The sequence below is a fragment of the Natrialba hulunbeirensis JCM 10989 genome, assembly GCF_000337575.1.
GTDB classification, from domain to species: Archaea; Halobacteriota; Halobacteria; order Halobacteriales; family Natrialbaceae; genus Natrialba; species Natrialba hulunbeirensis.
Genome location: NZ_AOIM01000011.1, coordinates 1 through 19,257 on the forward strand (window position 1 = coordinate 1; position 19,257 = coordinate 19,257).

Annotated in this window: 20 protein-coding genes; 9 read left to right on the top strand and 11 right to left on the bottom strand. The window is 62.5% G+C overall.

All coding sequences use genetic code 11. The annotated features are described in order from the left end of the window. Positions 1-668 (top strand): Zn-ribbon domain-containing OB-fold protein (locus tag C483_RS02910; RefSeq protein ID WP_006651852.1); only part of this gene is annotated, 668 nt, incomplete at its 5' end. Positions 669-896: 228 nt separating this feature from the next. Here C483_RS02910 and C483_RS02915 read toward each other — a convergent pair. The 10 genes from C483_RS02915 to C483_RS02965 all read right to left on the bottom strand — a co-directional run bounded on the left by C483_RS02915 (position 897) and on the right by C483_RS02965 (position 8,814). Next, positions 897-1,112: a hypothetical protein gene (locus C483_RS02915; RefSeq protein ID WP_004216336.1), complete on the bottom strand. Its 216-nt coding sequence runs from the start codon at positions 1,110-1,112 to the stop codon at positions 897-899. A 353-nt stretch (positions 1,113-1,465) separates the two neighbouring features. Next, positions 1,466-1,882 carry a DUF3054 domain-containing protein gene (locus C483_RS02920; protein WP_006651853.1) on the bottom strand — a complete coding sequence of 139 codons (417 nt, stop codon included), beginning with the start codon at positions 1,880-1,882 and terminating at the stop codon, positions 1,466-1,468. A 355-nt stretch (positions 1,883-2,237) separates the two neighbouring features. Next, a complete protein-coding gene (locus tag C483_RS02925) occupies positions 2,238-2,864 on the bottom strand; it encodes a toll/interleukin-1 receptor domain-containing protein (RefSeq protein ID WP_006651854.1) in 627 nt (208 codons plus the stop codon). Between the two features lie 82 nt (positions 2,865-2,946). Continuing rightward, positions 2,947-3,432, bottom strand: coding sequence for a hypothetical protein (locus tag C483_RS02930; protein ID WP_006651855.1), 486 nt, complete (start codon positions 3,430-3,432; stop codon positions 2,947-2,949). Between the two features lie 154 nt (positions 3,433-3,586). Further along, a complete protein-coding gene (tpiA, locus tag C483_RS02935) occupies positions 3,587-4,231 on the bottom strand; it encodes a triose-phosphate isomerase (protein ID WP_006651856.1) in 645 nt (214 codons plus the stop codon). 188 nt (positions 4,232-4,419) lie between these two features. Further along, a complete protein-coding gene (locus tag C483_RS19325) occupies positions 4,420-4,977 on the bottom strand; it encodes a multiprotein bridging factor aMBF1 (protein WP_083860384.1) in 558 nt (185 codons plus the stop codon). Between the two features lie 97 nt (positions 4,978-5,074). Beyond that, positions 5,075-5,686 (bottom strand): CDP-alcohol phosphatidyltransferase family protein, encoded by a 612-nt coding sequence (locus C483_RS02950; protein WP_006651859.1) that lies wholly within the window; start codon positions 5,684-5,686, stop codon positions 5,075-5,077. Beyond that, complete coding sequence (locus tag C483_RS02955; protein WP_006651860.1) at positions 5,683-6,267, bottom strand: adenylate kinase family protein; 585 nt, start codon at positions 6,265-6,267, stop codon at positions 5,683-5,685. Before C483_RS02955 ends, C483_RS02950 begins: the two co-directional genes overlap by 4 nt. Next, entirely contained in the window at positions 6,264-7,421 is a 1,158-nt protein-coding gene (gene hisC / locus C483_RS02960) for a histidinol-phosphate transaminase (protein WP_006651861.1), read from the bottom strand. Before hisC ends, C483_RS02955 begins: the two co-directional genes overlap by 4 nt. A gap of 109 nt (positions 7,422-7,530) precedes the next feature. Then, positions 7,531-8,814, bottom strand: a complete 1,284-nt coding sequence (locus C483_RS02965; RefSeq protein WP_006651862.1) for a hypothetical protein — start codon at positions 8,812-8,814, stop codon at positions 7,531-7,533. Positions 8,815-8,994: 180 nt separating this feature from the next. On the opposite strand from C483_RS02965, the gene C483_RS02970 reads away from it, so the two are divergent. The 3 genes from C483_RS02970 (at position 8,995) to C483_RS02980 (ending at position 12,602) form a co-directional block, all read left to right on the top strand. Further along, positions 8,995-10,347: a BGTF surface domain-containing protein gene (locus tag C483_RS02970; protein ID WP_006651863.1), complete on the top strand. Its 1,353-nt coding sequence runs from the start codon at positions 8,995-8,997 to the stop codon at positions 10,345-10,347. A gap of 216 nt (positions 10,348-10,563) precedes the next feature. Continuing rightward, complete coding sequence (locus C483_RS02975) at positions 10,564-11,892, top strand: S8 family serine peptidase (protein WP_006651864.1); 1,329 nt, start codon at positions 10,564-10,566, stop codon at positions 11,890-11,892. A 95-nt stretch (positions 11,893-11,987) separates the two neighbouring features. Then, positions 11,988-12,602, top strand: coding sequence for an ArsR/SmtB family transcription factor (locus C483_RS02980; RefSeq protein WP_006651865.1), 615 nt, complete (start codon positions 11,988-11,990; stop codon positions 12,600-12,602). Positions 12,603-12,615: 13 nt separating this feature from the next. On the opposite strand, the gene ligA is transcribed toward C483_RS02980, so the two are convergent. After that, entirely contained in the window at positions 12,616-14,394 is a 1,779-nt protein-coding gene (ligA, locus tag C483_RS02985; protein WP_006651866.1) for an ATP-dependent DNA ligase LigA, read from the bottom strand. Positions 14,395-14,548: 154 nt separating this feature from the next. On the opposite strand from ligA, the gene C483_RS02990 reads away from it, so the two are divergent. The 5 genes from C483_RS02990 (at position 14,549) to cofD (ending at position 19,256) form a co-directional block, all read left to right on the top strand. Then, positions 14,549-16,108, top strand: coding sequence for a hypothetical protein (locus tag C483_RS02990; protein WP_006651867.1), 1,560 nt, complete (start codon positions 14,549-14,551; stop codon positions 16,106-16,108). Positions 16,109-16,299: 191 nt separating this feature from the next. Then, positions 16,300-16,695 (top strand): winged helix-turn-helix domain-containing protein, encoded by a 396-nt coding sequence (locus C483_RS20590; RefSeq protein WP_006651868.1) that lies wholly within the window; start codon positions 16,300-16,302, stop codon positions 16,693-16,695. Positions 16,696-16,698: 3 nt separating this feature from the next. Then, entirely contained in the window at positions 16,699-17,055 is a 357-nt protein-coding gene (locus C483_RS19330) for a type II toxin-antitoxin system PemK/MazF family toxin (protein WP_006651869.1), read from the top strand. 240 nt (positions 17,056-17,295) lie between these two features. Then, entirely contained in the window at positions 17,296-18,102 is an 807-nt protein-coding gene (locus C483_RS03000) for an aldo/keto reductase (RefSeq protein WP_006651870.1), read from the top strand. A gap of 161 nt (positions 18,103-18,263) precedes the next feature. After that, positions 18,264-19,256 carry a 2-phospho-L-lactate transferase gene (gene cofD, locus C483_RS03005; RefSeq protein ID WP_006651871.1) on the top strand — a complete coding sequence of 331 codons (993 nt, stop codon included), beginning with the start codon at positions 18,264-18,266 and terminating at the stop codon, positions 19,254-19,256. Position 19,257: the final 1 nt, after the last annotated feature.

Here is a 19,257-nt window from a genome sequence, read left to right on the forward strand (position 1 = left end):
CTGGGAGCGTTCCAACACGAGTCGATCTGGACGCGGACACGAACGGTGAAGCCGACGAACAGACGCTCTCGTACGCCGAGTACCTCCGCCAGCGCGGTGTCGTCACCGCTGCGCCACCGTCAGGCGGCGGGGCATACGTCAGCGTCCCCTCCTGGCGACAATCGATCCCGCAGCGGTATCGACTCGAGGCGGGCCGCTGTCCGGAGTGTGGCGCGCTCGCGTTCCCACCGGAGGGGGCCTGCGATGACTGTGGCTCGCTCGTCGAGTACGAGACAGTCGAACTCGCGGATACGGGTCGGATCGAGGCTGTAACGACGATTTCGCAGGGAGGTGCGCCNTGTGGCTCGCTCGTCGAGTACGAGACAGTCGAACTCGCGGATACGGGTCGGATCGAGGCTGTAACGACGATTTCGCAGGGAGGTGCGCCGCCGGAGTTCGCCCCACAGCAGTCACAGGCGGGAGATTATGCTGCGGCAATCGTCGAACTCCCGGTTGCGGACAGTGCGGGGAGGGAGGCTGGCGATGAGGCCGTGAGCCTCCCGGCGATGGGGACCGATGCTACGCCCACTGCCTTCACAGTGGACGACGAAATCGAGACGACGATTCGGCGGATCTACACGCAGGAAGGTGTGACACGGTACGGGTTCAAGGTTCGACCGACTACGTAACGGCTTCCTTGCGATCAGCGTCTCGTCTTTACCAGAACGTCCGTTCGGAGGGAGTAGTAGCCGTTGTCCGTCCGCTGTTGCCACCTGTGGCTAGCTACGGGTGAGACTGACGACTCACAGTGTGGGACAACGGCGGTGGTCGAGAGCGACTGTAACTCGAGGAGAGAACGGAAGGGAGAGAGGGAGAAGGAGGTGGGGAGAGGAGAGAAAGTGACTGGAGTGTAACGACTAGTCCGCGTTGAGCGGTGGCTTGGCGGAACGGGCTTCGTCGGAGGCGTCAGCGGGCGTATTGACGAACATCGCATGGCCGATGATCCCCATCGCGGTAAACGCGCCGATCGGGACGGCTGCGGTCAGCGAGACGCCGACGAACGTCAGGGCTGCAGTGATTCCAAGCAGTGCGACTGGGATAAGGCCAAGAACAATGTCGTAATATCCAGTCATAATCTATCCAATAGTACGTGAAATGTGTATATAAGTGTTTCCCATAATCGCCTGATATTGAACTCATTTCTAATCCATATTTTGGGTGCTGGATAGCTATAACATATGAGTTGCTTATTGATTGGTTTGTTTGGATAAGAATAATCATGGGATGGGTGAGAGATTCACCAGTAGAACGTCGAATCACGAAATTGGGGCGAAAAACCACACGAGGGGAGTACTATGACCAATGTTGACAATAGACATTTCGTAACCGCAGGAGACCATTCAGAATATGATACCGCTGTCGGTACCACTATCGTCTTTTCAAATAGTGATATGTCTGGAGACAGATATAGTGGATAGCCGAAGCGTTACCGCCGGGCGATTGTGGCATACCCGATACGCCAGCCGACGAGGGCGACCAGCCCGAAACCGGTGATGACGAGGCCGAACGGCCAGGCAGCAGCCCCATCGAGGTATGGGGAGACGCGAAGCGAGAGCCCGATATTGGCCGCTGCGATCCAGGTCAGTGCTGTCAGTCGCGCCGTTCCGATCACCGACGCCGTGCTGTTGCGGGTGTACAGCCCCGACAGTGCCGCCATCGCGATCCAGCCGAGGACGAACGGTGCCAGCGACTCGAGCAACGCAGGAACGCCGTCGACCAGCCCGTGTGAGTACTGGCCGTACAGAATCAACGCTGTCAACAGAGCGATGTCGACGGTGCCGACGAGCAGCGTTTCGCGATCGAAGGCTGACGTGTGCTCATCCGCCTGCACTGCAGTGTCCATACGCGCTGCTCGGGGCTGTACCCCTATTGATGTCCCGATTTTCGTGACAAAGGTGGCTGGTCACGTCGGCAAAGCGACTGCGCGAAACAATCACACGAAGTGACAGGGGAGGAGGAACCCGGCGACTGGCATCGCCGAGTTGCCGCATGTCGTCCCAACGGACGAAGCGTCTCCGTGCGAGGGCGTCCTCGCACGTCCCCTCGAACGAACGGGAGCGGCTTTGTTATCGGACCCCTTCACCACGCAGGCGAGACCCAGTGGTGTAACCGGTCCAGCGTAAGACGTGCATACCGACGCGAGTACGCGCCGTATGGCGTCCCAAACCGAACGTCGCTGTGTTGCTGTGGGCACGCTATCAGCGTGCGCCTGTCTCAGCGCTGTCGTCCTCCCGACGAAGATACCCGATCGTTCCCGGATCGAAATAATAGCGCGAGCCGCAGTTCCGACAGTCCGCCGACAGTGCCTGGCCGTGCTGGTGAAGCTTCCAGAGCTTCGTCTGATTGCGTTCGATCTCGAGTGTGACCGGCTGATCGCAGTTCGGCACGGTACATGGGAATCGGACGTACCAGTTTGGCACCGAGAGCGCACCGAGCGGTGCGAGTTCACTCCGAAGTCGACACAGCAGATTGAAAATCGTTACCGAGGGGTTCTCGCGGTCGATGACGACGCCCTCGACATCGCTGATGAAGCCACCACGGCGGCGCTCGTCGTCGTACAGCGGTAACACGGGAATGCCCTTCGCGAGCGCGTATCCGACCTCCTGATTGATCCACTGGCTCGTCGTCGCTCGCTCGGTGAGCACCGCGACTACCACGTCACTGTTCGCCAGTCGACCCTCGAGACGCGCTCGGGAGCCGCCCGATTCGACCTCCTCGAGTGCGATGTGAACGCCAAACGGGAAGTTCTTCACCGTCGAGAACAGGTCCTGGACGAGCTCGAGATCGGCTGGCGCGTGTGAGACGAAGACCTGTTCTCCGGACATACGTTCTCGTCGAGATGATGGTTCGTGAGCTATTATTAAGGTACCTACTCTCGACGGATGTACACAGCGGCCGCTACGGACGCTATTCCTGCGAAATAGTCTCGAGCACTCGCTGTGAGAACTCTACCTGCGAGAGTTCGTCCGAGAGACCCTCGAACCACGCAGCCTCAACGTGCCAGCTCCCCCGCCGGTCTCCATCCGTCGTCAGCGACAGAGCCTCGAGTCGCCCCGGCTGCCACTCGTGCTCCTCGGCAACCGCCAGCAGCGACCGGAGCACTGCGCCGACCTCGTTGCTCGTCACACCTGGTGCCTCCGAGACGGTTTCGTACTCGAGTTCGATCGGAGCCGGCTGTTCGTCGCCACTGAGAGCGTCCTTCACAGCGTGTGTTTCGGTGTCTTTCCCAGTCCTATCCGTCGTCTCGCTCTCGCTCCCGTTCTCGTTCTTGTTCTTGTTCTTGACCGTGTCTCTGTTCTGGCCCCTGTCCCCCTGTTCGAACGCCGTCACGTAGATGCCGTGGCTCATGAGCCGGTTCTCAAGTGCGACACCCACGGACTGCTCGTCACTCATACGCTACGTGTTGTCGTGTTGTGAGAAAAGGTGTTGGGTCGGGTGTCTGTCGTGCCGCCTTCGTGAGCGGTCTCGGTGAGCGCTTCGGTGAGCGGCTTCGGTGAACGCCGTCGGTAAGCGGTAGATACCCGAGAACGACCGACCAAGATATCGCTCAGAGCGGAGCGACCAGATCCTCGAGTGCAGCCGTCGGATCGTCGGCCTTCGCGACGCCGCTTGCGAGCAGGACGCCCTCGGAGCCGAGGTCGCCGGCAGCGACCACGTCATCGCCGGTGCTGATACCCGCACCGCAGAGTACGGCCACGTCGTCGTCGACACTCTCGGCTGCGTCTACGGCGTCCTCGACGATATCCGGATCGGCCTGGCTGACCGGCGTTCCCGTCCCGATCAATTCTGGCGGTTCGACGGCGACGGCGTCCGGCTCGAGTGCTGCCGCCGCACCGATCTGTGCTGGGTTGTTCGCACAGACGACCGTCTCGAGTCCGGCACGTTCCGCTGCCCGCACCGAGCCGTCGATATCCGCGAGCTTCAGGCGCTGCTCAGAGTGGTTGATCAGGGTGCCGACTGCACCTGCGTCGGCGACCGACTCGGCGAGCGTGTGACCGGTGTTGCTCCCGTGTTCGATCGGATCGACGTGCTGTGCCCAGGTCTCTGCGCCGGTTTCGGCGACGCGCTCGAGGTGTGCTGCCTGCGGCGCGACGGCAAGGCGCGCGTCGGTGGTCTCGTTGACGTCGCGGACGGCCTCCGCGACGGCGACTGGATCACACGGATACGTCTTCAGGTTGACGAGGACGAACATCGCTATAGGAGAGAGGCCCGTCCCGCGAAAGAAATAGCTTGCGAGTCAGCACGCGCTCTCGCGACGATGGCCGGATTGCCTTCGCTACGGCAAATCGCGGCTCGTACTCGAGTGGCACAGACGACGCACTCGCATCGAAATCGGGTGCGTCTCTCTTTGATACGATCTTACTCCGACGCAAACCGCCTTCAGTCCTTGCGCTTGACGACATCACCGAGCGTATAACTACCCGACGAGGAGCCGCCAGACCACTCGGAGTCGTCGCCCGAACTCCCCTCTGCGCTCAGGTCGATCTCGAGGAAGCGCTCGAGTTTCGTCTGAACGCGGTCGCTCGGCAGCGTGTCACCGCGCTCGATCTTTCGGATGAGACTCGACTTCTCGTTGAGCTCGTTGGCCAGGTCCGACTGGCTGAGGCTCTTGTCTTCGCGCGCGGATCGCACGAGATCGTCGTAGTCGGGTGCGAGTTCGTCCATGTCGTCGAACATATCGGTCCGACGCTGGGAACTCGAGCTCGAACTCGACGAGGACGAGCTACTCGCCCCACCCGAGCCGGCCGATTGGCCGCTCGAACTCGACGATGAGGACGAGGAACCGGTCGAGTACTTGGTGGACGTGCTCGAACTCGAGGGCTGCCTGACTTCGGTGCCGAAGTCGGTACAGTTCGAACACACGTCTAACTTCGCGCCCTCGACCTTGATGGTCTTCGGAGACGACGTCTCGGCGCCACACATCTCGCACTGAACCATGCGCGAACCTATATCGCGGCGAGTCATAAACCATGCGGCGCGTTGCTGATCCGAAGATACTCGCGCGTCCGGCCCGATGCCGGTCACTCGAGTGGCGTTACTCGAGTGCCGACCAGGAGTAGAAAAAGCGCTGGAGCGCCGTCAGGTGGCCGACGACGGCCAGGAAGACGAGTAGCCAGCCGATCAGCGTTAGGCCGGCGACCTCTCCTGGGATGGGGTAGGCCAGAAACCCGACGGCGCCGATAATCGCTAGTCGATCCGCACGGCCGACGAGACCGCCGTAGACCCGGTCGAGGCCGACGGCCTGGGCTTGCGTCCCGAGATAGGAGGTCATCACGACGCCCGTGACGGCGAGGAAACCGAGCAGGTAGTCGCCGATGCCGGCCGCCAGCCCGGCGATGATGACGATGTCGGCGTACCGATCGAGCACGTGGTCCAGCAGGTCGCCGCCCGCCGACGCAACCTCCTGTTCACGCGCGAGTGCGCCGTCGACGATATCGAGCCAGCCGTTCAGGAAGACTAACGCGGCGGCGACGGCGTACCAGACGGGTGCTGCTCGCCCGCCGAGGAAGAACGCCGCAGCAGCCAGAATCGCCATCCCGAACGCGACAATACTCACGCCGTCTGGCGTCATCCCGATGCGATCGAACCCTTTGACGAACGGATCCAGAAAGCGTGAGATGTACGGTCTGAACTTGTCGAGTGTCATGTGAGATACCCCATGAAGTCGACCTCGCCAGCGCTCGGCTCGCGCTCTCCCGCGACGACGGCCGCAAGTTCGTCCGCGACGGCTGCCGGTTCACGATCGGTCGTATCGATTTCGTAGACGGACTCGAGTCCGTGCTGGTCGACGGCTTCCGAGAGGATCACGTCGAGTGCCTCGCTCTCGGCGTTCTCGGCTGCCTTTCCTTCGGTTTCGCCGCGTTCGCGGAGTCGATCCGCAAGATCTTCGGGGGCACATCGGAGGACGGCGACGCGGTCGGCGTCGAAGTGGTGTGCCAGGTGGGAGTCGACGATGAGGGTGTCGGCGTCGCGGTCGTCGAGCCACTCGGATAGCCCGTCCAGGTCGGCGACCTTGCTCTCGCGGTCGGGGTCGACTTCGGTGTAGAGTCCCTCCTCGGCGAGTACGTCGTTGAGGTGGACGACTTCGACCTCGTCGAGGTCGCTGGCTCCGACGTCCTCGTTCCCGTCTTCGCTGTCGACTTCACCCTCCCCAGCGAGCCGATCGACCAGCAGTTCGGTCGCGGTCGTTTTCCCCGTCCCAGGGGTGCCGGTAACGGTGATTCTCATGTGTCGCTCACCTCGCGTTCGCGGTCGGCTGTGTGGTCGGGATCGAGGTTGTGGTCGAGGTCGAGAGCTGCGAGCACCTCGTTGAGCGTCTCGATCGCGCGCTCGGTTTCGGCCTCGGTGCCGCAGGTGATGCGGATGCAGCCGGGCAGCCCAAAGCTCGTACAGTCCCGGACGATGACGCCGCGTTCCTGCATCGCCTCGGCGACCGCACTGGCGTCGCCCACATCTGCGAGGGCGAAGTTCCCCTCGCTCTCCCAGACGTGCGCGTCGATCTCCTCGCGCATGGCTGTGCGCGACTCGCGAGCCGTCTCGACGGTACGCTCGACGTGTTCGTCGTCGCCGAAGGCGGCCAGCCCGGCGCGGCAGGCGAGTTCGCTCGCGGCGAAGGGCGTGTTCACGCGCGTGTAGGCGTCCGCCCACTCGTCTGGAACCACGGCGTAGCCGAGTCGGAGCCCGGCGAGGCCGTAGGCCTTCGAGAAGGTTCGCAAGACGGCGATATCGTCCCGCGCGTCGAAGCCGTCTCGGCCCTCGATGAGCGCGATGGCGCTGTCGACGTCGGCGAATTCCCCGTAGGCCTCGTCGACGACGACGAGCGTTTCCTCGTCGGTTTCGTCCGCCAGGCGCTCGATTTCGGCGAGATCGATCGTCGACCCCGACGGGTTGTGCGGGCTGGTGAGATAGACGATCCGTTCGCCGCTGTAGTCCTCGAGGACGGCTTGTGCTGTCTGGGTGAATCCATCCTCGCGGTCAAGGCTGTACTCGCTGACCTCGCCGTGGTGGAAGCGGGCGCTCATGCCGTAGTAGGCGAATCCTGGCGTCGGAACGAGCACCTCGTCGCCGGGTTCGATGACGGCTCGCGAGAGGTAGTCGAGTGCCCCGTCGCCGCCGTTTGCCAGCCAGACCTGGGCGGGTTCGACCTCCCAGTGGTCGGCGACGGCTTCAGTGAGGTCTGTGTGCGTGGATTTCGGATAGGAACTAACGCTCGAGGCAGCCTCGCGGATAGTCTCGACGGCGGCCGGCGAGGGTCCGTGCGGGTTCTCGTTCGAGGCGAGTTTGACGAACTCCGAGGGGTCGCGCCCGAGTTCGCGGGCGACTTCCTCGATGCCCCGACCCGCCTCGTAGGCGACGTGATCGGACAGATCGCGCGGTTGCATACGCGAAGCCTGTTCGCCGTGGCTCTTAAGCGTGCTCACCTACCGTCGCCACGTCGTGGTGAGGGCGGCTGTTCGTCGCGGGTCGTCCGTCATGAAAGCCACTACCCGCTCACACGAGGTCGAATCCAACCGCGATTGTCCCCCGTCCGCCGGTCCCCCAGTACGAAAACCGATATCGCCCCTCACTGAGTTCGGGGCAGACCGTAAGTCGGTCTTCGTGGATGTGGCCCTCGAGAATCCCGTCTTCTGTGAGTTCGAACGTCCACTCGAACGCCTCTCCCGGCGGATGCAACACCCCTTCGTCGGTATAGGCGAACGCCACGTCGTCGGATCCGACACGAACATCCTGCCAGCCATCGTCTGTCCACTGCTCGAAATTGTACTTGGCTGCGTTCCCCGTCATCACCGTCTCGGAGGAGACGTTCCAGAGCCGAACGCGAACCTCGTCACCGCGTTCGAACTCGAGTGCGGTTGCTTCGTCGTCATCATCACCATCACTACTACTACCACGACCACCACTCCCTCCACTCCCTCCACTACCTCCACTACCTCCACCACCTCCACTATCACCACTCCCATCGAACTGCAGATTCTCGACCCGCAGCGCGAGTTGCGGGACATCGGACTCGTCGTAACGCTCACCCCATACGACATCATCCTCGTCACTGCTCGGATGCCGGTCGACGCCTTCGGTGGGGCACTCGAGTACACCGGCTGGCTGCGGATCGTGAGGTGGCTGGACGAAGCCGGGTAACGCAGCCGGGTCGAGCAGTCCGCTGGTAGTGTCGACCTCGCTCGTTTCGCCCCAGCCGTCCGTGATCGAGACGGTCGCCACCGACGGGAGATCCTCGCCGGTGATCCGAACGAGTGCGGCGGGGTAGGTGATCATCTCACCACAGGCCTCGCGCTCCTCGCTCGTGTCGACTGCGTGGATGGTGGCAGTGATGGCTGTTTGGGGCTCGGATCCGTGCTCCAGCACATCGTCAGTAACCGCGACATCCGAAACGGCGAGTTCGGCAACGCAGGTGTTCGGTCCGACGGTCTGGGCGCCCAGCACGACCGCGTCGTCGAAGTCGGTTTCCAACAGCCACGCTTCGAGCCCGTCGACGCGTTCCGGATCATCGACTAGCCACGCAATATCCTGTGGCGACTCAACGACGGAGACGAGTCCGGTTCGGTCGTCAGCCTGGACCCACTCCGGTCGTGAGAGTGCGGTCCCGAGCTGAAACGTCTCGACTGCTTCGACACTCGAGTTATCACTTGTTCCGTCTGCCTGGGTGCCGTTGGAGCCGTCCGGCTCATCTGTGTCACCGTCGTTGAGACAACCAGCGACGGCGAGTGCACCTACCGTCCCCGTCGCAACGAGTGCGTCGCGTCGGGTGTACAGAGTCATGCGTACACCTACGGCTATCGTCTATAAATTACCTCAGCTAGCTCAAAGAACGATTGTATGTTTTTGGACGGGAGGCATTCTACTTCTCGCCGTTCAGCCACCACGGAACCAACCACATACGTTAACGCAACATTTTAGCTATCCTGACTTTCACTATCAGTGAGCAACTCTGTACTGGTGATGCCTGACGATTCCCTCCAGACGGTATCGAACGCCCTTCAGGCGAATCATTCCCGGCTCGCGGTGCTCGCGGCGCTCGCCGTCGCGCTCAGCACGGTCGCGCTTGTGGCCCCCGTTGCGGCCGACGGCGCATCAACGAGCACCGACAACAACGGCCACATCGACCTCGACGATCTACCGTCGGAAGTCGAACCACCGGAAACGGTCGAGTTCGAGGTTGTCAACACCAGTGGTGATCGATTCGACTTCCAAATCAGTTCACCCGATAAAAGCTTCTCCCTCGAAGCGACACTCGAGGGGGACGACGATGTCACGATCGAACTCGATACTGGAGCCGTCGGTGCTGACGACTCAGACGAGTACTTTGCGATAGCCGATGGCGAGGTACACGACGTTACCGTTCATTCGAACGATGTCGGTGACGAACTTCCCGGCGGTGACTACTCTGTGCATATCATGACTGATTCATCAATTGTCATGGATACCCTCGCCGTAGCGCCAAGCATTGAGTTCCACGACGGACTCGAGTTGGACTGGTCGGAACTGGACGATGATCCGTCGCACACGCTCGCGGGAACGACTGGGTTCGACTCGGGTGACTCGTTCGAGATCCGCTTCGAGACGAGCGATGACGAATCCTTCCTGCTCGAAGAGGAGGTCGTCGTCGACGAGGACGGTCAGTTCGAGACGACAGTCGATCTAACGACGCTTCCAGAGACGAACCGGATCGATGTGACGGCTGAACACAACAACTCAACGAGAGTCTCAACGACGTTCTGGGTCGACGGTGTCGAACCTCACGACGACGATAGCGACGATGACGAGGATGCTGGGGACAAAGACGACAGCCAGACCGAAAGCAACGGCATCGTCATCGTTCACGACGGTGACGAACTCGAACTTGAGGCAGTTCCCGATCAGCAGATCACCGGTGAGGCTGACCTCGACGCTGGCGAGCTCATCGAGGTACAACTGCTCTCCAGCGGCGTCTTCTTCATTCATGAAGAAGTCGAGGTTGACGAGCACGGAACGTTTGAACTGAACGTCGACTTCGATTACGTCGAACCCGACACCGGATTCACCATCGATGCGGAATCGGCCGCCGACCCCGCAGTGAACGCATCGGTTCCCGGAACCATCGTCGAACCGGGTGCAACTGACGGGGCTGACGAGAACGCATCCGTCGAGCACGACGAAACCGAACTCGCCGACAGCACCGATGCGGACGACTCACTGTTCGCTAGCGTCTCCACCTGGGGACTTGCCCTCCTTGCTGTTGGGGCGGTGCTTTCGGTCGTTGGTATTAGCATCATGCTCGGTATCGGCCGTTCAGGTTCCCTTCGAGGCACGTAACTCGCGTCTCAAGCACTCGAGACGCGGTCATGGGTCCGGCTCATCGGCTCTACCCCTATTTGACCGACAGTTTTGAATCGTGATATTGAATAGTGATTGATAGAAACGACAGTCAACGAACGCCGAAGGTGCCACCGGATGACGGTCTTTCACTTGCCTCTCGTCTGGTCGGCTGATTACTAATGGTCGATGGCTCACACTCTACCGACAGTATCGATGGATCGAACTGAAGTAGTGGTTGTCCTGTGTGTACTCCTCCTTATCTCCGCGTTCGCCGGCGGTCTTGGCTATCTCGCTCTCGCGATCGGCGACGGAGCGTCCACCTCGAACGAACCCACCGCGGGAACGATCGGTGTCGACGAAACAATCGAACCAATTCACGCCACCGGCACTACCGGGGGGAACGTGTCTGTCGGCGTCCTCGACGTAACCGGCTTCGATCTCGAGTACCCGCTCCTCGAGGATCGCGTTGTCGCCGCGACCGGATTCGGAAACAATGCCGCCGTCGACAACAGCAACGGTGGAAGCCACGGCACCGCAGTGGCCGCCACGATCGCTCGCACCGCGCCGGACGCTGACCTACATCTGGTCACGTTCGAAACCGCCGACGACTACGAGGAGGGACTCGAGTGGCTGGTCGATCACGATGTCGACGTGATCGTCGCGCCGGTCGCGGACGCGGGAACACTCGGTGACGGGAACTCGCAGCTCGCGCGGGCGACGGCTGCGGCAACCGAGCGCGTTACCGTCGTCGCACCAGCGGGCAACCTCGGGACCGGTCACTGGACGGGGACCTACTCACCCGACGAAAGCGGCGCGCACGGCTTTGAGAGTGGACCGCTCAACGAGATACGGGGAGAAAGCGGGCACGCAGAGTTCCACCTCTCCTGGGACGATCCAGACGAAACATATCAGCTCGAACTCCACCGGCTCGAGGACGACGGGAGTACGACACGCGTCGCCCAGTCGTTGCCCCGCGAGTACGGCGACGTTCCGGGCGAACGATTGACGGCCCAACTCGATGACGATACCTACGGGCTCGCAGTTCGGGGCCCGGGAGCGGACACAGAAACTGCTACCAATACCCGCATTCGGATCGCGTCGTCGACACATTCGCTGGCAGACAGACGGTCGAGTGGAAGCATCGCTGCACCTGCCGCCGGACACGATGTGCTCTCTGTCGGTGCGCTGGACGAGGCATCAGACGAGGTCACACCGTACAGTTCCCGCGGTCCGACTATCGACGGACGACTCGGTGTTGATATCGTCGCTCCGGACACCCATCCAACGGGCGCGGATCCTTCCTTCGACGGGACATCCGCTTCTGCCGCGTACGTCGGCGGGGTCACAGCGCTCGTCGTCGATGCAGCCCCTGACCTCAGTCCGGAAGACGTGCGCCGGACGCTCGCATCGACCGCCGAGCCGACCGACGGCATTGATACGGAGAGTGGGCGTGGGCAAGTTGATCCCCGTGCAGCCGTCGCGGCCGTCGATGACACATTCGAGGCGACAGTAGCAGTCGAAGACGAGGAAGACGCCACGTAACCGTTCATCCCGTTCGAATCGAGAGACTTCATCGCTCAAATCGCTGTTTAACGTATAGTAAGCTATGTCCTGGTGTAGGCCCGACTCGAGACATAATGTCGACACTAACGAATATTCTGCCTTCCAAATCGGCAACTGCGGACACGTCCCTTAGAATCGTTGATGTAGACGACGACGAGGCCGACGAACTCTTCGACGTGCTCTCGAGTGAGACGCGTCGAAACGTATACCGTAGCCTGTTCGAGGAACCGGCGACGGCATCAGAGTTGGCGACCAGCGTCGACACCTCCGTCCAGAACGTCTCGCATCACGTGTCCGTCCTCGAGTCGGCGACACTCATCGAACCCGTTGGTCAGCGGTACTCGGAAAAAGGGAACGAGATGGTCGTCTACGGTCCGGCGAGCGATCCGCTCGTCTTCGTCGGAGAAGAAGAGACACGCCCGCAACTCGAGCAGTCGCTCTCCGAAGTCGTCGCCGGGCTCGCGGTTCTCGGTGCTGGCGCGCTGTTCGTTCAGTGGGGCGTCTACAGCCTGTTCTCACCGGCCGGAACGAATTCGACCGGGATCGATCCGGCGAGCCACACGAGCACCGTGGGCGAAACGCAGGGGCTACTCACCTGGCTCGTCTTCGATGCGGGAGAACCAGGTATCATTTTCTTCTTTGGCGCGCTACTCGTCGCCGGTCTCGCGTCGCTGGCGCTTCGGCGGTAGCGCCACCCAGGCGTTACTCGTCTCTGAGCATCTCGAGCCGCTCGAGCGTATCCGCTCCCTCGGTATCCTTGTCGTATCGCACACCAAGGAATCGCGGGAATCGCAGCGCATACCCCGACGAGTACGTCGGTGAGGTCTGGATCTCCTCGTAGCCGACCTCGAAAACGACGGCCGGCTCGAGTTCGACTGCCGTTCCATCCTCCGCGACGATATGAGGCTCCAGCAGCTCCGTCAACTCTTCGAGCTTCTCGTCCGTGATCCCCGTCGCGACCTTGCCGACCGTTTCCAGGTCATCGCCGTCGCGAACCGAAAGTTCGAACGTCCCGAGGAACGTCGCCCGCCGGCCCTCGCCCCACTCCGCGCCGGTAACGACACAGTCGAGCGTCTCTACGTCCGGTTTACGCTTTTGCCAGTTCTTTCCGCGCCGGCCCGGCGAGTACGTCGAGTCAGGGTTCTTGAGCATGATCCCCTCGTGGCCGGCCTCGAGTGCGTCCGCATCGACGGCCTCGATTTCGTCGGGGTCGTCGGTGACCCACAGCAGCGAGAAGCCGTCGATCTCCTCGGGTTCTTGCTGGCGCTCCGCCGCGAGCACCGACTCGAGTTGGTCGTGTCGCTCGACCAGTGGTTCATCGAGGAGGTCGTCGCCGTCGGCGTGCAGGCAGTCGAAGAAGACCGGGCGAACGGAGACGTCTTCGCGTGCCTTCGCCACGTCGTGCTTGCGCCGGAAGCGTTTGAGTACCTCCTGGAACGGGAGCGGGCTGCCATCGTCGTCAATCGCGACGACCTCGCCGTCCAGAATCACGGGGCTATCGAGGTGCTCGTTGGCGAACTCGACGACCTCCGGGAGTGCGTCGGTGACCGCTTCCATGTTCCGGGAGAAAACGTGGGTCTCGCCCTTGTTGTCGCCGTCTGGGTCGCCAGGGTCCGCTGGGTCGTAGTGTAACTGAATTCGCGCTCCGTCGTACTTCCACTCGACCGCAGCCTCGTCCCACTCCTCGAGTGCATCCGTAACGGTCCCCGCCTGCGCGAGCATGGCCTGGACTGGGCGACCGATCTCGAGGTCGATCTCGTCGAGTCCGCTGACACCATCTTCGCGGGCGGTTTCGGCGACCTGACCGTAGTCGTTCGAGACCTGGAGTGCGCGTTCGACCGGTTCCTGGGGAACGTCGAAGGCCTCGGCGATGGCGTCCCGGACGGTACCCTCGCCGACGCCGATGCGCATCTCCGAGAGAACGAGACGGGCGAGGTAGCGCGCTTCGTCGTTCGAGCAGCGGTTGAACAGCCCGAAGAGGAGGTCGACTTTTCGGTCCTGGCTACCCGAGCCTTCGGCGGCCGCGAGGTCGGTGAGGGTGTCGTTCACTTCGCGGACGGTGAGGTTGCCGGTGTTGTTGTTGCCGGTGCCGCCGTTGTTGTGGTCGTCATTGTCGCCACCAGCGCCACCAGCGCCAGCGCCACCGCCGCCCATGAACGCGCCCAACCCCTGCTGGCCACCGAAGTCGTAGCTCGCCGCCACTGCACCGATTTCGCCGCGCTCGGCGAGTCGGTCTTCCACGTCGTCTGCGTCGACGTTCGTCCCCGCTGCGCGGGCAATGGCATCGTAACAGGTGTTCGGCCCGATGTCGAGCGTGGTCGAGTCCCAGGCCGGGAAGACCCGGCCCTGAACGAACCGGGCGACGATCGGGAGGTCGTCGCCGGCCTCTGCGAGCAGGTCGCGGACGTGGGCAACGATCTCGAGATCCGCGGATTCGGCCTCGATCGTGGCGGCGCGGTCGGCGAACGTGGCGAACTCCATCGGCGGTGTCTATCGCCGGGGAGGCTAAAACGGTTCTGAGACCGGGCGACGTAACGCTGTCGACTACCCAACCGACGACCAGGCAAACGGAATTCGGCTATCCCCATCACTTCGAGGACGTGCATTTAAACCAGTCGCGCACCCACACCGACGTATGCCATCAGGGGACCTCGCAGCGCGGGTCACAAACGTGTTGTCGGTCGACGCCGACGGCTACCGCGAGCACGCCGAGGCCGACGCCGAAGTCATCAAAGACGCTATCGAGGACGGCGTCTTCGACAACCCACAGGCCATCGTCGGACTCGAGTACGAGTTCTACGCGATCAAGGACGACGACGCCACGCTGCGGCGGGTGCCGCGGCGGCTACTCGAGTTGATCGGCTTCGAGAAGGAACTCGGCCTGCACAACGCGGAGATGACGACGAGTCCGCAGCCGTTGAACGGCCACGGGCTGGCGGCCCAGGAGTCGGAGGTCAAAGCGCGGCTGCAGACGGCGCTGAAGGTGACGGAGTCCGAGCGCATGCGGCTGGTGAGCGACGGGCTCTGGACGATTCCGCCGGAGGGCGAGGACGCGACGACGTACCTCACGGACAGCGTCGAGCGCACCGTCGAGGACGAGGCTGCGGAGGGCGGCGAGCAGTCCGTTCGCGTCGCGACGAACATGAGCGATTCGGCGCGCTATCACGCGATGGCCAACACAGACCAGGCCGACGTGGCCGGTATGCGAGTCGAAGCACCGCACGTCTCGTTGCAGGCCGATACGGTCATGCCCGAGAGCCTGATCACGTCGATTCAGCCCCACTATCAGGTGGCTCACGCACCCGATTTGCCGACGTACTTCAACTACGCCGTCCGGACCGCTGCCCCGCTGCTCGCGCTCGGGGTGAACTCGCCGTTCTTCCCCGCCGACCTCTACGACGACGGGGCGACGGCCGAAGACGTGCTTGCGGACGGCTGGATGGAACACCGGATCAGCGTCTTCGAGACCGTACTGAACGACCCGAATACGGGCGAGGGGAAAGTACGATTCCCGCAGGACCTCGACTCCGTCGAGGAGGCCGTCGACCGCATCGCCACCGACGACACGATGGTCCCGATGCCCGTCGAGGCCGGCGAGCGCTTCGACGACCAGTTCCCGCACTTCCGGCGCAAGCACGGTACCTACTGGCGGTGGGTTCGTCCTGTGTTCGGCGGGCCGACGCGCTCGGCCGCGAACGCGCGGATCGAGTTCCGGCCGATTCCCGCCCAGCCGACCGTCCGGGACTCCGTCTCGTTCCTCGCGGCGTTCGCCGGCCTCCTCGAGAGCCTGGTTCGCCTGGAACATCCCGTCCACGAACTCGACTGGCAGACCGCCCGCGAGAACTTCTACGCGGCCATGCGCGACGGGCTCGAGGCCGACATCGTCTGGATCACCAACGACGGCAAGGAGACGACGGACACGCTGGCGCTCTACGAGGATCTGCTGGCCCACGCCGAGGACGGCTTGACGAGTCGCGGCCTGACCGAGGAACAGGCCGCGAAGTACCTCTACCCGCTGCGCCGGCGTGTACGCCAGCAGTTGACGCCGGGCAGGTGGAAGCACGACCAGGTCCGTTCGGCGGTCGACGATGGCGCGGACCTGGAAACGGCGATCGAAACCATGCAGCGAGAGTACGTTCGTCGCCAGCGTGAGACGTTGCTGGAGGGGAGTTTCGCTGACTGGATCGGCGACTGAGTCGGTGACAATAGTCAGAAACACGGTTGTAATTCTTCTGCCAGGAATCGGCCAGAACAGGAGTCGGTGCTGAATTTTACGACTAAAGTCGCGGGTATCTCAATCCTGCTCACAGCACATTCTGACCAACACAGTATCTGCGTCGCAGTCACCGATAAGGACTAATACAGTGCGATACAAACTGATACACAATGCCGATCACAGAGGACGAATTCCGGACGATCAACGAAGATAACCCGGTCATCGACCTCGCGGCCGACACGACGCAGGGAATGATCTATCGGCACCTCCTCGAGAACGCCGATAAGGCGTTTCGCCAGCGTGAGATCGTTGATGCGGTCGACGTGCCTCAAGGAAGTGTCGGGCCGACACTCAAGCGCCTCGAGCAGCGTGGACTGGTTGAGCACCGCGGCCGGTACTGGAAGATCGCTGACGCCGAACACGCCACCGCCTCCGCTGGGTTGCTCGGTGCTGCAGCAGTCGACGAGATCGACGGCGGCTTTTCGGACGATGCGGTCGACGAGTGGATGGAAACCGCCCTTGATCCGATCGACGGACGGCGCGAGAGCGATCGCAAGGGAGCATAAGCGATGGCCGAACGAGGAGATGTCGTGTGGGCGCCCGACCCGTTCAAATCGGGTAGCGGGAACCCGCGTCCGTGGCTGGTCGTTTCGGCGGATCGACTTCCGTATCCAAATGAGGAGTCGATCGCAGTTGCGTTCACTACGCAGTCGCATCACCCGGGGAGTTTCGCAGTACCGAGCAAGGCGTGGGTTCGGGGTGAACCACAGACGCAAAGCTACGTTCTCCCGTGGACAGTGGCGACATTAAAAGACGAGACGCATATCGTTGGAGTCCAGGGCACAATTTCGGACGAATTCGCGGATCACGTTACAACGACTCTCAGTTCGTATCTCAGTCCATCTACCGATGTGGAAGATACGTGAGGTTGCCGTAGTACAGCCCCGAGAGTTCGTCCCTCCCAACTCCCGAAAAACAGAGAAGCAGTCGTCGCTGTTTACCGGCCATTCGGCAGCACAGGTGGTATGAACGACCGGTACTAGCTCCTGCCAATGCGTTGACAGTAAACGACAGGTTCTGCCAGTCGTCATCTGACCCCCTCCGCTAACACCGTCTCGCTTGCCGCTTTCCTGACGCCCGTGTACCACGTCCCCGTAGATCACCCTATGTCATCACAGTCACCACAACTCCCACAGCCGGGTCTCGGCACCTCCGGCCACGAAGGCGAGTCCTGTACCGATGCCGTCGTCACCGCACTCGAGTCCGGCTACCGCCACATCGACACCGCACAGATGTACGACAACGAGGCAGCCGTCGGTCGCGCGCTCGAACTGGCCGACGTCGACCGCGAGGACGTCTTCCTCGCGACGAAGGTCCACCCGTCGAATCTGGCTGCGGAGGGCGTACTCGAGTCCACCCGTGAGAGTCTCGACCGACTCGGCGTCGACACGGTCGACCTGCTGTACGTCCACTGGCCGATGGGCGAATACGATGCCGAGGAGACGCTGCCGGCGTTCGACGAAGCCGTCGAGGAGGGACTGACGCGCCACGTCGGCGTGAGCAACTTCACACCGGATCTTCTCGAGGAGGCGGTCTCCATACTCGATGCGCCGATCGTGGCTCACCAGATCGAACTCCACCCCGAACTGCAGCAGGACGAACTCGTCTCACTCGGCCGTGAATACGATATCCAGACGGTCGCGTACTGTCCGATCGCCAAGGCTGAGGTCGCAGAGATCGACGATCTGCAGGCGATCGCCGACGACCACGACGCGACGCCGATTCAGGTCGCGCTGGCGTGGCACTACGACCGCGAGAGTGTCGTTCCGATTCCGAAGGGGACGGGCGAGCATATCCGCGAGAACTACGCGGCGCGCGAGATCGAGTTGACGGACGACGACCGGGACCGGATCGCTGCCCTCGACGCGGGCGAGCGACTGGTCGATCCGGACGACGCAGCTTGGAATCAGTAACGGCCGACGCTGCCCGGAACCGGTAGCAGGCGGCGAGGACTTGAATCGGCAACGGCGACGAGGCCGCAGGTATTCGCCACCGCCAGTTCGACAGATTGTGTGATGTGGTACCAACCTCTGGGCCACAAGTGATTAAGTATTCACAGGCGAGAGTCTGGAATATGGTTACCTTCCTCTCCGGGGGCACCGGAACGCCGAAGCTGTTAGACGGTGCTGGCGCCGCGTTCTCACCGGAGGAGACCACGATCGTCGCCAACACGGGCGATGATATCGAACTCGGCGGACTGTTCGTCTCGCCGGACGTCGATACGGTACTCTTTCAGGGTGGTGGGATCCTCGACCGCGACACGTGGTGGGGCATTGCAGGCGACACGCACCGAACGAACTCGGCGCTGATGGACATCGCGGCAGCGGCTGATCTCCCCGAGGGGCCACAGTACCTCCCCGCGGAGAAACAGACCGCCGGCCGCGATCTCGCCAACTGGCGTCGCTTTTCGGGTGTCGCCGAGTTCATGACGATCGGTGACCGGGACCGGGCCGTCCACCTCACGCGGACCAGCCTCCTCGATCAGGGCCAGACACTGAGCGAGGCGACCGCGAAACTCGCCGACGCGTTCGGGCTCTCTGTCGACCTCCTCCCGATGAGCGACGACCCCGTCGCGAGCCTCATCCACACGCCAGAAGGAATGATGCACTTTCAGGAGTACTGGGTCGGCCACCGGGGCGAGCCGACCGTCGAAACCGTCGAGTTCCGCGGGTCGTCGATGGCACAGCCGGCTCCCGGCGTGCTCGAGGCACTCGAGGACACCGTCGTTATCGGCCCCTCGAATCCGGTCACCAGTATCGGCCCGATGCTCGCGCTACCGGGCTTTGCGGACGCACTCGCCCAGACGACGGTTGTGGCTGTCTCACCGTTCCTCGGCGACGAGGCGTTCTCCGGTCCTGCGGGCGAGCTGATGGAGGCGGTCAACGCCGAGCCGAGCACCGAGGGGCTCGCAGCCGCCTACCCGTTCGCAGACGCCTACGTCATCGACACGGACGACGATGCGGAGTTCGACCGGCCGACGATCCAGACCGATATTCGGATCGACGACGAGGCCGATGCCGAACGAGTTATCCGCGCCATCGCCGAAGCGATCGATATCGTCAGCTAGG